The organism is Neobacillus sp. YIM B06451 (assembly GCF_032667185.1).
Lineage (GTDB): Bacteria > Bacillota > Bacilli > Bacillales > Cytobacillaceae > Bacillus_D.
The window spans coordinates 121,958-136,134 of the sequence record NZ_JAVFKJ010000004.1 but is presented as its reverse complement, the minus strand read 5'-3'; the positions used below and the strand labels follow the sequence as shown (position 1 = coordinate 136,134).

The following is a 14,177-nucleotide window of genomic DNA, read 5'->3' as shown; positions in this document are numbered from 1 at the left end:
AGATTAACAATTATCAAACTTATTCGAAAAACGAAAGATTCTGATTTTAATAGTTAATAAGCCTAATAATAGTCTTTTTAATAGAAAACCCTATATTTTTTCCAATAAATTAGGGTGACCAATGCGGAAATTCAACCGAAGTTTAACAAAACTCTAACAAAAAGGTTACTTTTTTCTTATATTTAATTCATTATAGGAAAAATATCCTCTTAAAATCTCTTTTTATTTTTAAAGTTAAGCGAGAAAAATAGGAAAAATTACCCTCAATTGTTACATTTACAGGAAGATGAATTCTAATTTTCAATGAAAGAAATTCTTCCTCATTCGCCATATATTTCTTTTCTCCCTATATTTAGCTATTTCTATTATCTAAAGGATTGAAATAAGAAGATTTATTTTTAAGTACCCAAGGTTGTGAAAAGATTAATTAAGAAAAAGTTACTTTTGCACATAGAAGTTTTATAGTAAAAAAGTACCGTAGGCTCGCTGGAACCAAGCTATCTCTTGGTGGATTTCTTTTTAAAGTGAGCTTTATTTTTAAATTACAAGGCCGAAAAATTGTTTTTCTTCCTAAAGTAAAAGAAAAACCTCTCCATTATATAGTTCTTTTTCCCTATTCCTTCGTCCATGAGTTTCTAAACGAAATTTCTGTTGAACCATCTGCTTTTTTTAACAATTGTTAAATTGTTAGTTTTGTTTTAATCAAATCATCACTATTGGCCCCAAACGAAAAAATGGAATCTTGACTTAATCAACCGAATTTGGAAACTTTATCTATACCCATAAACAAAAAAACCACCTAAAGATATTCGAAACGGTGATTTTTGAGTATTTCTTCATTAGTATATTTTCTTCGTCCTAATAACTGTCATAGTAAACTCTATTGCTCATACCTCATTTCCCCAATAATCTTACAAACTTTCCTCAAATCCTATCAACCTGACAAGTTCCTTAATCGCGGCACCTTAATAATCTTACAAATTTATATAGTTTGCTATATAGGTTGACCCAAAATTGTTTATTTCCGGAAGTTCTTTTCATGCTATAACAATTGAAATCCAATAGATATGGAGAACAGCTATCATGAGATACACGCCATTCCCGACTCCAATACAAATTTTAAAAATCGGCTTAGCCAAATCCGCCCTTTTTGCCAGAAAAAGAAGGGCCAGGCTTAACGCCAGTTTCATGATTATGATAAACCCAGGAGACATACTCGCTAACAATGGATTAGCTTCCTCTATCAGGAATGCTTTCATACCGGCATATGTAGCGATTCCGTCCATAAAATTCAATGCTGCCAAAAGGTACATCCATTTAATCATCCACCTCCCCCTCCTCTTCGCCCTATATGAAAGGTTACTCCTTGAGTAGCGCCATTTATTCCAGTTAAATAATACTCGGAAAAACGGGCGCCCATTTTTCTAAAAAAAGGTACATGCCCCATACAGCTTGTACAAAAAGCGCTTAGTATATTCCAACAAAAGATGGAAGGAGGGAAAAATATGGGACGCAATTTTTCAGGTCACAGAAACAATTGCCGCAGAAGAAACTTTGAAGAAGAATTTGATTTTGATAATGTGGCAGGTGTTTTTGAGGATGATTTTGATTTTGAAGATGTAGCAGGTATTTTTGACGAAGAAGATTTCAGGAGACGACCTTTTAGAAGGAGCAGATTTTGCCGTGCGGTTCGACGCTGCCTGCGCCGACGTAGATAATAATGATCGATCACCGCTGCAAACGCTAATTCGGTTCCTAAAAGTACTCTCATTTTCAGGAGGACCAGAGTGTAGTTTGCCCTGGTTTTCTTATTCATAAAAAAATCACCCAATCCATAAGACCGGGTGTTTCGATAGTATACTATTGGGCCTAAATAGCCAGCGTGCCATCAGCAGCCAGGACATATTTCATAACGGTTTTTTTAGGAAGAAGCGTTCCCGCCGCCGCCTCTTTATAGGTGACAAGCAGGCTGCCGCCTGTTACCGCCAAGTAATTAATTTCAAAGCCCAGTTCATAGTGCTTAATTCTTTCAAGCGTTGAGTAATCATAAATGTCGAGCCCTTTGCCTGAGCTTGCATATATCCTGTTGTTTTTCAGGTCAAATGTTATTTTTTTAAAAGGGCTGTACAGTTTCCCCACATACTTCATATCTTCGCCGTACTTGGAGCCGGTTTGCAGGACAACGCCCGATCCATTGAAAATATAGTTCCCATCGGGGGAGACCTCCATATTTACATTAAAAGAATAGTGCCCATGATACGGTGAATCATAGGTGGAAGCTTCCTTTCCATCAGTGAACTGATACATCTGGATATCCCGCGGGCTTGTTCCGCTATCTGTCGCATATAATTTGCCTCCTGCCGGAACAATTGCCAGGGTGGAACCTCTGAGCACCGAGGTGAATTTACCGGTTTCTTCAAATGTAGCGCGGGAATAGGCCCTCAAGTCTGTCCAACTGAAGCCTCCGTTATTGGAAATGTAGATATACCGCTCGTCGGCGACAATATCCGCCGGGTCCATTGGTATATCGAGCTGCTTTACCAAAGAGAAGCTTGTTGCATCTACAACGGCGAATGCCCCTTCAATCACCTGGCCATATGCATAGCCTTGCCGCTTTTTAAGTGTTACGTATATCTCGTTATTGGCAAAAAACAGCTGGCCAAGCGGATAAGTGAATGTTAGCTTCCGTGTTTGCTTCGTTTCAAGATTGTATTCTACCAGGTCATTCCCGTTCAATCCATAAAGCACTGGCTTCGACGGATGAAGGACTTCTTCATTAATATCAATCGGCATGGCCGCCTTATCAAACGGCCCCGGGACCTTTGGCAGCGCCAGCCCTGTTTTCACAATCGTTACAGGCTGCTCGGCAGACTCTTTTGTCCCGACAGAAGGATTGGTCAAGAGGCCTTCGGCGGTTAATGGATAAATCTTTATCAACTGTTTCGGCAAAGTGTTAGCGGTGTCCTTGTAAACAACGATTAGCTGCCTGTCTCGGACAAACATTTGGTCCACGTCATATTGTAGCGTATAATGGGCAAGCTTTTGGAAGGTTGAGTAATCATATACGTCTATTCCATTTTTCGTGCTTGTGTAAAAACGGCTATTGGCAATATCAAAAGTGATTTGTTTATAGGTTTGAGGCAGCTTTGCCAAGTACGTCAAGTCTGTGCTCCTTGAAAGCGAGGCATTGAAGACCACTCCAGACCCATTGAACAAATACTTTCCATCAGGCGAAACATCTATGTTCGTATCAAGCGGGTAGTGGCCATGATACGGGGAATCGTATTTGCCCGCACTTTTTCCATTATTAAACTGATACGATTCAACATCCCTTGGGGACGTTTCTGTCGTGATTGAATATACCTTATTCCCATCAGGATGCATCTCAAGGAAAGATCTTTCGCGAACGCCCCAAACGTTTGCTGTCTCGAGGAAGGATTTCCTCGAGAAAACTTTCATATTCGTCCATTGGCCCGAGCCGCTTATGATATAAATAGACTGTGAATCTGCGACAATATCAAATGGGTCCAACGGAATATCGACCTGCTCAATGAGTGTCATTGTTTCCGCATTGATAACCGCAAAGGCGCCCTCCTGGTCCTCTTCCCACCAATAGGAACTGTGCTGCCCCTTCGGCAGGGTAACATACAATTCATTATTTGCGAAGAAGAGACGCTCTGGTACTAGGTTCAGGGTGATTTTTCTTGCCTGCTTTGTTTCAAGGTTGATTTCTATCACGTCTCTGCCATCCGTTAGACCGTACAGGATCGGTTTATCAGGATTGATGGCAACCTCGCGAAGCTTTATCCCGGGTGCGATTTTCTCCACGCTGTCAGGGAATGGCCCTGCTGGAGTTGTAGATGGCGGAGGCTGCGTGCCGGGATTTGCAGGCAGAGCCTCTTCCGTATCCTCATCGGCGTATCGAGGCAGCGCCTCATAAGGGATGATGGCAAGCTTTGTTGCCGGGTGGTTTTTATATGCCTGAATCCATGCGAAAGCGTGGTTGATTCCAACAGCAAAATTTAAATTTCCTGTTTCGAATCCTGCAGCTGTAACCCCGATGACTTCCCCATATTTATTAAACAGCGCGCCTCCCGAGCTTCCGTGCGTAATTGGCGCAGTAAATTGAATAAAATTCGTCTCAATTCCTTCGTAAACAGCATTATGGAGATTGCTAATAATTCCTGTCGAGACCGTGTTCATCAATCCCTCTGGACTTCCAATGGCTACAACCGGATCGCCTTTTTCCAGATAATTAATATTCCCAACCTGCAATCCTCGAAGTGCCATGTCGCTCGCTGTTCCGAGTAGGGCAAGGTCTTTGTGCGCATCGTATTTCACAACGCCGCGTATTTGGATCTCTTTTCCGTCATTCGAAAAGGCCCTAACACGGTATCCGCCTTCAATAACATGAAAGTTTGTAAGGATCGTGCTTTTCCCAACGACGAAACCGCTGCCCTGGCTTAACGGCTCATCTTTCTCGTCATAAACCTCGAGATACACAATATTATTCTCACTGGCGATGATTTTTTTCATGATAATAGTTGGCATCCCATTCGCGGATAGCCCTTTTTGTTTTAAAAGAAGTTCATACGCATCCGCAAACGGATGGTAGAGTGCCGGATTGCCCCAAATAGTTCCGAGCTGAGAGTTCATCCTTTCAACCTGGCTGAAAATGGTTTCATTCTTTCCAGAATCGATAACCTTCGCTAGGAGGTTCAATTCCCCTTTTAAAACAGCCGCGGTCTTGGTTTTCCTCAGGCTTCCTTCAGGTACCGGTTTATATTTCTTTGATAGAGCGTCCCTGGTCGATTTTCCGTATACAAGCCCGAGTGACCGGGCAAATTTTCCAAGTTCAAACTTCAAAGAATTATAGGCTGTAAAAGTCCCGTCACTGGACGGATTTTTTTGATATGCTGACATGAGATTTTGCGACATGAGTTTCATTCGCTCGCCGACACCGATTGTGTTGTTATAAGCGACCGCCCGGGCATATGTACCTTCTGCCGCCGAGATCCGCGCCTCAAGCTTTCGCCGGGTCGTCCCGCTTTTCAGTTTTTTGACCGCCGCGGCGGCATTGGCCAGGCTAGTTTTTGTACTTGCCATTAATTTCGATGGGACAGCTTTCACCATTTTGCTTTTTTCATAGTTAATAAGAGGTGAAATTTGCCTAATGTACGATTCGGATATCCCGACAAGCTGGTCCGGCGTGTACGTTTTCGCCATTCCCGGCATTGTTCCGACAGTACCGGTAAAAAAGAAAATTGTCATCATAATGACTGTGATTCTGTGTTTCATCGATGTCCCTTCCTCGCAAAATGCTAAATTTACCTAAACCGGCAATTTATTTTAACATCAATAATAATAGGAAACACTGGGAATTTGAGGTAAGGCAGGAGAGCGGATTCGTTTGATTATTCTCGTATTGGCTTCCTGCTTCGTTTTTCATAAAAGGTTAACGATTTCAAAAATAAATCCCTATCCTCAAACATATACTTCTTTAGATATGCCTACAGGAGGGGAAAGAAATAATGGATAATATTGAATGGAAGATCAGTGATCCATATGTGTATCAGGCGCTTTCAGGAATCCTTGGCTCGAACGTGGCGGTTGAAACGTGCAGAGGTGCCGTCCGGGGCAGGCTTGCCAACGTTCAACCGGACCATATTGTGGTGGAACTGGGCCGAAACATGTTTTTTATCCGGACAGCACAAATCATCTGGGTTGTGCCGAACCCCGACTTGGTGATGGAATGAAGTAGTAAGAGCGGGGCACGTACTTTCTGCTTCATTCAGGACGGACAGTATTAAAATTCTTTTTTGGGGGTGGCCCTTATGATGAAGCGTGTCAACCGGATTGCAATTGAACTGCCACGGCCCGAACACGGGGACCCAAATGCGGCAGCCGCGGTCCAGGAGTTAATGGGTGGAAAATTTGGTGAAATGTCGACCTTGAACAATTATATGTTCCAGTCCTTTAACTTTCGCGGGAAAAAGAAATTTAAACCTTTTTATGATTTGATTGCAAGCATCACTGCCGAGGAATTCGGCCATGTTGAGCTCGTTGCCAATACGATTAACCTGCTCTCATTTGGCAATACATTTGAAGCCGATCCGGATTTGGCTCCGCTTATGAACGGAAAGGATGCGAGGTATTCGCTCCATTTTACAACAACCGCCCAAACTGCCTATCCGGGAGACGGGATGGGACGGCCATGGAACGGGGAATTTGTCACCAATAGCGGAAACCTTGTTGCAGATCTCCTCCATAATTACCTACTTGAAATCGGCGCCCGGACACATAAAATGCGAGTTTATGAGATGACAACAAACCCTGTTGCAAGGGAAATGATCGGTTACCTGCTTGTACGTGGCGGCACACATATCATTGCCTATGCAAAGGCCCTTGAAGTCGCAACCGGTGTGGAAGTCGGCAAAATGCTCCCGGTGCCGAGCCTTGATAACAATAAATTCGATTATGCGAAAAAATTCATGGCAAAAGGCCTCTATAATGTTCTGTACACATGGGGAGAACCGGAATACCGGGATATTGCTCGAATCTGGAAAGGGCCGAACCCTGAGACCGGTGAACCGCTCCACGTCATTGACGGTATGCCTGAAGGTGCCCCGGTGCCAGATTTTGAGGAAAAACCCGAGCAATTTGCCCCAGGCATCGACCGCGACGACTATGAACGCATCCTTAAAAGACTCATGGCGAATATGTAGAAACGAGAGAATCAAATTGAGATGTGGGGCAGGGTACGTAGCCAATGTTTCTTTCGTTGGTGGATGGAACCAGATGATACCCCTCGTTTCATTTAATAAGCGGATAAAGCCACGGCAAAATAAGGGAAGTTATGATGGCGGCTACCCCCATGGCAATGCTCGAAGCAGCTCCTTGCAGGTAGCCTTCCCTCATGATTTGGCTCGTGCCCATTCCGTGGGAGACTGTTCCGATTCCAAGGCCGCGGGCAAATGGGTCTGTAATTTTCGCCCACGATAAAATCATCGGTCCAAGCACTGCGCCTAGAACCCCCGCAATCATCACAAATGCCACGGCGATTGCTGGATTTGCTCCAACCAAATGCGCAACATCGATTGCCACTGGGGATGTAACCGCCTTGACAGCCGCGGCGGCCTGTAGGTCTTTAGAAAGTCCAAGCGCTTTAGCGAGCCAAACCGCCGAAAGGATCGTAGCAAGCGTCCCAATAGCCAGACCCGCTATGGCAGATTTAAATCTTTCCATTAGAACCTTTCTTGTTTGATATAAAGGCAAGGCAAGCGCCACCGTTGCCGGGCCCAGTAATAGCGTCATCCAATCCTTTGCAGGGGTATATTCCTGGTAATCGATATCCATGAATGAAAGAACAAGTATGATTACTGCAGTCGAAGTTATGATAGGCGATGTGAAAGGAGAAGGTATTCTCCTGGACAGGACAAGAGCCGCGCAATAGACCGCGATTGTAAAAATGATGCTAAAGAGTGTTATGCCGTTCATGCTCGTTTTGTTCTCCTTTTGAAAAATAATGTGCAAGTCCCCCAGTTACCAATAACCCCACCATCGTACTGCCGGCAATCATCACAAAAATTTGCAGGCCACTCACCTTTATCAGCCCGCCAAAGTCCATTAAACCGACCGTTATAGGAACAAAAAAGAAGCCGAGGTGCCTGTTCAAAAAAGATCCAGCCAACTCAACATAGCTAAGCTTTACAATCCCTGACGCCAGCAGGAAAAATAAAATTAGCATTCCCAGGACGCTACCGGGTATAGGCAAATGAAAAAATCCTACCACAAACACCGCCACGGCATATATAGCACAAATAAAAAACAGCTGGGCGAAAAAAAGAAGCGTTTGTTTTACACGAAACAACCACCTCACCCCCTCATAAAAAAATGATATCAAGTGAACCTTCCATCAACCAATAGGCGCGTTTCATATAAGATAGGAACATTCCTGATTTCAACGATACCCGTTTTTATAAAATTGTACAGGCTGTATCCAAATATCTCGGGTGAACCCTTTTCCGGAATATAACCATTCATTCTAACTAATCCGTGATTGAGTGACAACTTTTTCGATTTTTGGCAAGGCTTTGTCGCTCATCTGAATTTGTGCGACACCTTTTCAGCTTTTACCTTAATCTGTGTCGCTCATCCTGATTTGTGCGACACTTTTTCGGCTTTTGCACAAATCTTTGTCGCTCATCCTGATTTGTGCGACACCTTTTCGACTTTTGCCCAAATCTTTGTCGCTCATCCTGATTTGAGTGACACTTTTCAGGCTTTTGCCCAAATCTTTGTCACTCATTGAATTAGACTGATAAACAGAAGCATCCCTGGCCAGGCCTTTTAAAGCAGAATTGCTTCCTATTTAATAAAAGGGCTGCCCCAACCGTCGGACAGCTCATTCATACGGAATATTATAATATTCTTTGCTGACTGGATCATATTGGAATACTTTATACAAGTCTTCCGGATTTCCTTCATCATACTCCATATCTACTTCGATAAAACCCCATTCCTTTTTCGAAATCCTGTCTGTGGACATCGGAATCCTTTTTTCGATGATTAGTTTTTTTATGTCAAGTGATGCGTCCAAATAGCTGTTTCCGTAATAGAACGGGCCAATCACCTTTTCCTTTCCATTTTTAATATAAAAAATGAACTCCCATTTAAAGCTTTGCGAAGAGGTGGAGGAAAATCCATCTTTCGAAAGGTAACCATTTATATCAACTTGTGTAACGTCCGCCCAGGCGATACTCTCCATTTTGCCCAGTTTCTGTGTAACAATTCCATCTTTTCTTACCGCCTCAAAATCATTGTTTGTCAAAAGGACAATTGTTGCAGTTAACAAGAACGAAAAAGCAAAAACCGCAATAGAAGACCTTTCCACTTCTTTCAATCCTGCGACAAAGATACGCCCGGCAAACATCAATGCAAGAAGGGCTGTTAAGATCAGGAAGTAGTCAAGCCACATATAGGATGCGGGAATAAGCCATACATCCTTTATGTTTGCAAGCTTTTGATATTTCTTAAGGTTCCAGAACTCTAGTGCGGACAGAAAAAACGGAATGGCAATCGTAATAAACAGATAGACCCGAAGATTTGGGCTATATAGCTTCTTTATCGTAAAAACATATTTCCCCTTTGAATACCGGTATAAAATTTGTTTGCCCCTCATGAGAATGAAGCCCCCGAGAAATGGAAGCAATCCAAAAAGGGTATACATCGCGAGCATGGAAAAATCGCGTTCCTTAATCATTTCCCCTATCGCAATCAAACCCATTACATGGGCTATTAAAATAATTGCATAAGCAGTATACTTTTTTCCTCTCGCTATTAACGCCAAATCCATTCCCTCCCTTCAAAACATTTTAAACAGGGGCGTTTCCTATTTTCATTTAAGAGATACGTCAACGAGTTTTACTAATGTTGTTACATAATTCTAAAGAAACTGTAACATAAATGCGGATTCTAAAAGGCTGTCAACCCTTCAAACTCCTAAATATTTGGAAAGCCTGCTAGACTTTGAGAAAACTGGTAAGCGGCATGGCCTCTCTCTAACTCTCTAAATGCCTTTTATATCAACGCTTAACATGCATTTCAAAATTTTATCCGACGGCACCGAGGAACCGATGGCAGGGTTAACCATAAATATGACAAAAAACGTATGTTACGATAAATGTGCTTGCGGCAACAAGCTGACAAACAATCATTTTTTTATAAACAGGAGGTATGGAAGATGAAGAAGAAAAAAGTCATTCTTTCTTTTGCAGTGGCTTCAGCACTTTGGATGGCCGGGCCAATGGCGGACAAAACGGAAGCATCGTCCCTCACCCCAGCAGACCAGAAACACGTGTTTGTGTATCAAAGCAAGAATTTAAATATGAACGAGTTTAATAGATTTATAGAAGAAACCCTTCAACGCCTTGGGCTGGAGGATTACCTGAAACATGAGCAAAAACCGGACAACGCTCCCGCTAAGCAGGCTGCGCCAGCTCCAAGGGCACCGGAAAAAGCAAAAGACCCTAAACCTGCCCAACCGTCATCAGCGGCTAAAGCACTTAAAGCACCGGCTAAAGAATCAACACCGGCGCCAGCAAAAAAATCAACACCAGCGAAACAATCCGCGCCAGCCCAACAACAACAAGGCACACTCAGCGAGTTTGAGCAGCAGGTCGTCACCCTTACAAATGAGGAGCGCGCAAAAGCTGGTCTGTCAGCGCTTAAAGTGGATACGAATTTAAGCAAAATGGCACGGGAAAAGTCCCGGGATATGTCCGCTAACGGCTACTTTGACCATAACAGCCCGACTTATGGATCTCCGTTTGATATGATGAAGAAATTTGGGATCACCTACTCCTCTGCAGGAGAAAATATCGCCATGGGCCAACGCAGTCCTCAGGAAGTTGTCACTGCCTGGATGAACAGCGAAGGGCACCGCAAAAACATTCTCAATCCTAAGTTCACCCACATCGGTGTAGGGCACATCGCTAAAGGCAACTATTGGACTCAGGAGTTTATCGGAAAGTAATATTTCTTAACAGGGAACGGATCCAGCGCTACTTTCGGTACACGAATGAAGCGGGGTAACGTTCCCTGCTTCATTTTGTATCATTCATACGGAATGCTATAATACTCCCCGGTATTTGGGTCGAATTGAAAGACAGCGTAAAAATCTTCCGGGTTCCCTTTTTCATAATCCATGTCGACTTTTATAAATTGCCATTCTTCCTTAGTGATTTTGTCAGTTGCCATTCGGATTTTCTTTTCCATAACAAGCTTTTTTATCTCCAAGGAACCATTTATAAAATAGTCGTTATATAGAAACGGACCAATGACTTTCTTTGTTCCGTCTTTCAGGTAAAAAACAAACTCCCATTTAAAGCTTCGGGTACTGTTCGCTGACGCCCCATCCCGTGAAAGATAACCGATGATATCGACGTGGCTGACTTCGGACCAGCCAATTTCCTCTTTTTCACCAAGTTTTTGAATCACAATACCGTCCGTCCTAATCGCTTCATAGTCATTATTTGTAACATAGACCAATGTAGCTGTTAACAGAAATGAAAAAGCACAGAGCGATGCACAATATTTGCCGGCTTCCTTTATTCCCGCAATAAAGAGGCACCCCGCGGTAAAGAAAAAAGCCGCCCCTGCAATGCATAAAAAATAATCCAGCCAGCCCACTGAACCGGGAGACAGCCACACATCCTTCAGGTTGGCGAATTCCTGGTACTTTCCATGGCTCCATGCTTCAAATAATGAATACGATAAAGGACCCGCAATCGTCAAAAACAAATACGTACGCAAGGCTTTGCTTTTAAAAATATACGTTGAAAATAAGTCTCTTCCTCTTAAAAGGAGAAGGCCGATGAGAAAGGCGCCAAGCCCCATGGCCAAATATCCCACAATATAATTTGGGGTCCTGTCAGCAAGCCATTCACTCGTAGCAATCATACCCATTAGATAAGAAAAACATATTATTCCATAGGCAATCCACTTTAAAAACCCGGCCATTTCGGTCCCCCTATCCAAAACTAGTTTTCTAACATACGAATAGAACTTAAATAAGATTCGTTATTTCCCATTAAGATATAACACGGAGTTTTCGTCAATTCAGAAGTACGTTCCCCTTCAAAATGCAGGCAGGATTGCTACTCTAAGAAGAAAATGAGGAAACACACCTTCCATGCCCATTTCTTTCCGTTTCCTAATTTTCATTTGACTTAAAGAAAAATTCAATATAAACTTTGATATGTGTAACCGGTTACCTATCTGTTAATCAACCGGCTAGGGTACTAACATTCTGAAACATTATGCCATTTATATTTATTTGCTTTTCAACTAGATTATTAACAGGAAGGAAGATGATTGGGGATGGAGAAAAAGCCAAAAATAACGGTTGTTGGCAGTATCAATATGGATCTGGTTTCGATAACTGACCAAGTTCCTCAAAAAGGCGAAACTTTGATGGGCAAGAAATTTTTTATGAACCCGGGAGGCAAAGGCGCCAATCAGGCGGTAGCAGCCGCCAGGCTTGGTGCGCACGTTCGGATGATTGGATGTGTTGGCGATGACAGTTTTGGCGAAAGCCTCACACAGCACTTGCATAAAGAAGGCATTGATATAACGCATGTGGAACCGGTTTCAGATTCAACCGGTACAGCCACGATCATCGTTTCTGACAATGATAATAGCATTATCGTTGTTCCAGGAGCCAATCTGCACGTTACGGCCGATTTCGTTGAATCGAAAAGGGACATCATTGCCGATAGCGATATTTTAATCCTCCAGTTGGAAATACCTCTGGAAGGAGTAAAGAAAGCGGTCGCTATTGCGAGCGAAAATGGGGTAGAAACCATATTAAACCCTGCCCCAATTTGCGATTTGCCGGATGAAATCCTTGAGCAGGTTACTTATTTGACACCGAATGAGCATGAATACGCAAGCCTGATTAAAAACATGGATCAAAATACGATACAAGAAAAGGTCATTATGACGAAAGGAAGCAAGGGCGTTGCGTTCTTCCAGCAAGGTATTCAACTGGAAATCCCGGCATTCAAGGTGAATACAGTCGATACAACTGGCGCTGGGGATTCTTTTAACGGCGGACTTGCCTTTGCACTCGGAACTGGGCTCTCTCTTGAGCAAGCATGCAAATACGGAAATGCTGTCGGCGCCCTTTCAACGATGAAACTTGGGGCTCAAAAAGGAATGCCTAAAAAAGAAGAAGTTGAAGCTATCTTAAAAAATGAAGCAGTGATTAGTTAATTTCCCCACATTTCCTTTCCCGCACCTGCCAATCTTTAAATTACACATCCTTCTTGATTGGATGAAAATGGGGCGAACCTTCTAAAATTCCTGTCATATGATGCAAATAAGCTGAATTGAAGAGGGTGTTTCCAATTGGGGCTTCATTGTATCTAGATTTCTTGTCCAAATTTGGGATTGGCGGTGCCCACCCAGGAGGCTTAAACCTCACTCAGGAAATTCTCATAGGAGAGCAAATCAACGAATCATCCAAAATTCTGGATGTTGGCTGTGGCACAGGGCAGACTGCCGCCTTTCTTGCTTTGCAATATCGGGCGAACATAACCGGGATGGACATCAATCCCATAATGGTCGAGAAAGCCAAAAATAGAATGGCCACACACAAGCTTCCCGTTGAAATCATTCACGGATCAATCGAGGATATTCCGTTGAAGGACAAAAGCTTCGACTTTATCCTCTGCGAATCGGTGCTTTCCTTTGTAAATAAACAAAAGGCTTTGCTGGAGATTTATCGGGTCTTACAGGACGGCGGCCGGTTTATTGCAAACGAGTTAACCATCAATAAGCAGCCCAAGCCAAAGGAAGCCGAAGAAATAAAAGCATTTTATGGATTCGATTCCCTTCCATTCGAATCGGACTGGGCGGTTTTACTTGATCAGACGGGTTTTGAAAATATTTCTATAACTAGAAACAGCAAATCCATCTTTCAACCACATAACATGCCAGAATTCCATTATTCAGATGTTATTGAACCGAAACTTTTCGAGGTATTTAACCAGCATTATATGATTATGCTGAAATACCAGGACATTCTTGATTATCGAATTCTCACTTGTACGAAATAACGCATTAACAGCATATTTTATAGTTCTCATATTAAAAGGCTTGCAGCGGATGTTTCTGCTGCAAGCGTTTTTGTATCTGTCAAATGAAGAATGGGAAAAATGGGCCAAATGCCCGAATGCCAAAAAACGGGAATCCAAAGAGCCCGAATGGCCCGAAGAAAGGAAAAAGCCTACTTTCATCACTCGATTCCGTTTGCATTCCTGGATGGTGTATATTTGGCATGATGATGTACATCTTCTCCTTGTCGTAGCTATGAAGGATTCCCTGGTAGACTGCCCCATCCTATTGATACAAATGCTTTTTGCATTTATCATGAAAATCCTTGTGATCCCGCTGAAAATCAAAAGTATTAGGGTTGCTGTTATGCTGCATTTGTCTACCTCCTCTGATTCACTACAATTACAACCTATTCCCAGCAGCATGTTTGGGTTCCGAGTTTTTGCAGTGTAGCAGGGGACTAATCCCCTCTTGACTGACGCGGGAAGTAGTGTCCCTTAATGGGAATAAGAATGGACAGCCTTTCCTCATTGCAACATTAGGGATAGGCACATGGCGGG

At 43.0% G+C, this 14,177-nt stretch carries 14 protein-coding genes; 7 read left to right on the top strand and 7 right to left on the bottom strand.

The features are described from left to right. Positions 1–1,037 precede the first annotated feature (1,037 nt). Positions 1,038–1,325, bottom strand: a complete 288-nt coding sequence (locus RB160_RS10415) for a DUF5658 family protein (protein WP_316570200.1) — start codon at positions 1,323–1,325, stop codon at positions 1,038–1,040. A gap of 180 nt (positions 1,326–1,505) precedes the next feature. On the opposite strand from RB160_RS10415, the gene RB160_RS10410 reads away from it, so the two are divergent. Next, a complete protein-coding gene (locus RB160_RS10410; RefSeq protein ID WP_316570199.1) occupies positions 1,506–1,718 on the top strand; it encodes a hypothetical protein in 213 nt (70 codons plus the stop codon). Between the two features lie 151 nt (positions 1,719–1,869). On the opposite strand, the gene RB160_RS10405 is transcribed toward RB160_RS10410, so the two are convergent. Then, positions 1,870–5,298 (bottom strand): trypsin-like peptidase domain-containing protein, encoded by a 3,429-nt coding sequence (locus RB160_RS10405; RefSeq protein ID WP_316570197.1) that lies wholly within the window; start codon positions 5,296–5,298, stop codon positions 1,870–1,872. Between the two features lie 233 nt (positions 5,299–5,531). On the opposite strand from RB160_RS10405, the gene RB160_RS10400 reads away from it, so the two are divergent. Continuing rightward, positions 5,532–5,756 (top strand): YuzF family protein, encoded by a 225-nt coding sequence (locus RB160_RS10400; protein ID WP_316570196.1) that lies wholly within the window; start codon positions 5,532–5,534, stop codon positions 5,754–5,756. 78 nt (positions 5,757–5,834) lie between these two features. Continuing rightward, the gene (locus RB160_RS10395; protein WP_316570195.1) at positions 5,835–6,725 is read left to right on the top strand and encodes a manganese catalase family protein; all 891 of its coding nucleotides are present in this window, start codon (positions 5,835–5,837) and stop codon (positions 6,723–6,725) included. Positions 6,726–6,813: 88 nt separating this feature from the next. On the opposite strand, the gene RB160_RS10390 is transcribed toward RB160_RS10395, so the two are convergent. The 4 genes from RB160_RS10390 to RB160_RS10375 form a co-directional block, all read right to left on the bottom strand. Further along, entirely contained in the window at positions 6,814–7,497 is a 684-nt protein-coding gene (locus RB160_RS10390; RefSeq protein WP_316570193.1) for an LrgB family protein, read from the bottom strand. Next, a complete protein-coding gene (locus tag RB160_RS10385) occupies positions 7,475–7,870 on the bottom strand; it encodes a CidA/LrgA family protein (RefSeq protein ID WP_316570192.1) in 396 nt (131 codons plus the stop codon). Before RB160_RS10385 ends, RB160_RS10390 begins: the two co-directional genes overlap by 23 nt. Before the next feature lie 267 nt (positions 7,871–8,137). After that, on the bottom strand, positions 8,138–8,308 hold the full coding sequence (locus RB160_RS10380; RefSeq protein ID WP_316570191.1) for a hypothetical protein: 171 nt from the start codon (positions 8,306–8,308) through the stop codon (positions 8,138–8,140). A gap of 96 nt (positions 8,309–8,404) precedes the next feature. After that, positions 8,405–9,349, bottom strand: coding sequence for a hypothetical protein (locus tag RB160_RS10375; protein WP_316570190.1), 945 nt, complete (start codon positions 9,347–9,349; stop codon positions 8,405–8,407). Between the two features lie 393 nt (positions 9,350–9,742). Here RB160_RS10375 and RB160_RS10370 point away from each other — a divergent pair, with 393 nt between their 5' ends. Then, a complete protein-coding gene (locus RB160_RS10370) occupies positions 9,743–10,534 on the top strand; it encodes a CAP domain-containing protein (protein ID WP_316570188.1) in 792 nt (263 codons plus the stop codon). A gap of 80 nt (positions 10,535–10,614) precedes the next feature. Here the strand turns inward: RB160_RS10370 and RB160_RS10365 are convergent, their stop codons facing one another. Further along, positions 10,615–11,520, bottom strand: a complete 906-nt coding sequence (locus RB160_RS10365; RefSeq protein ID WP_316570187.1) for a hypothetical protein — start codon at positions 11,518–11,520, stop codon at positions 10,615–10,617. Positions 11,521–11,880: 360 nt separating this feature from the next. On the opposite strand from RB160_RS10365, the gene rbsK reads away from it, so the two are divergent. The 3 genes from rbsK to RB160_RS10350 all read left to right on the top strand — a co-directional run bounded on the left by rbsK (position 11,881) and on the right by RB160_RS10350 (position 14,070). Further along, complete coding sequence (gene rbsK, locus RB160_RS10360; protein ID WP_316570185.1) at positions 11,881–12,774, top strand: ribokinase; 894 nt, start codon at positions 11,881–11,883, stop codon at positions 12,772–12,774. Positions 12,775–12,920: 146 nt separating this feature from the next. After that, the gene (locus RB160_RS10355; protein ID WP_316570183.1) at positions 12,921–13,619 is read left to right on the top strand and encodes a class I SAM-dependent methyltransferase; all 699 of its coding nucleotides are present in this window, start codon (positions 12,921–12,923) and stop codon (positions 13,617–13,619) included. Further along, the gene (locus RB160_RS10350; protein ID WP_316570182.1) at positions 13,588–14,070 is read left to right on the top strand and encodes a hypothetical protein; all 483 of its coding nucleotides are present in this window, start codon (positions 13,588–13,590) and stop codon (positions 14,068–14,070) included. Before RB160_RS10355 ends, RB160_RS10350 begins: the two co-directional genes overlap by 32 nt. Positions 14,071–14,177: the final 107 nt, after the last annotated feature.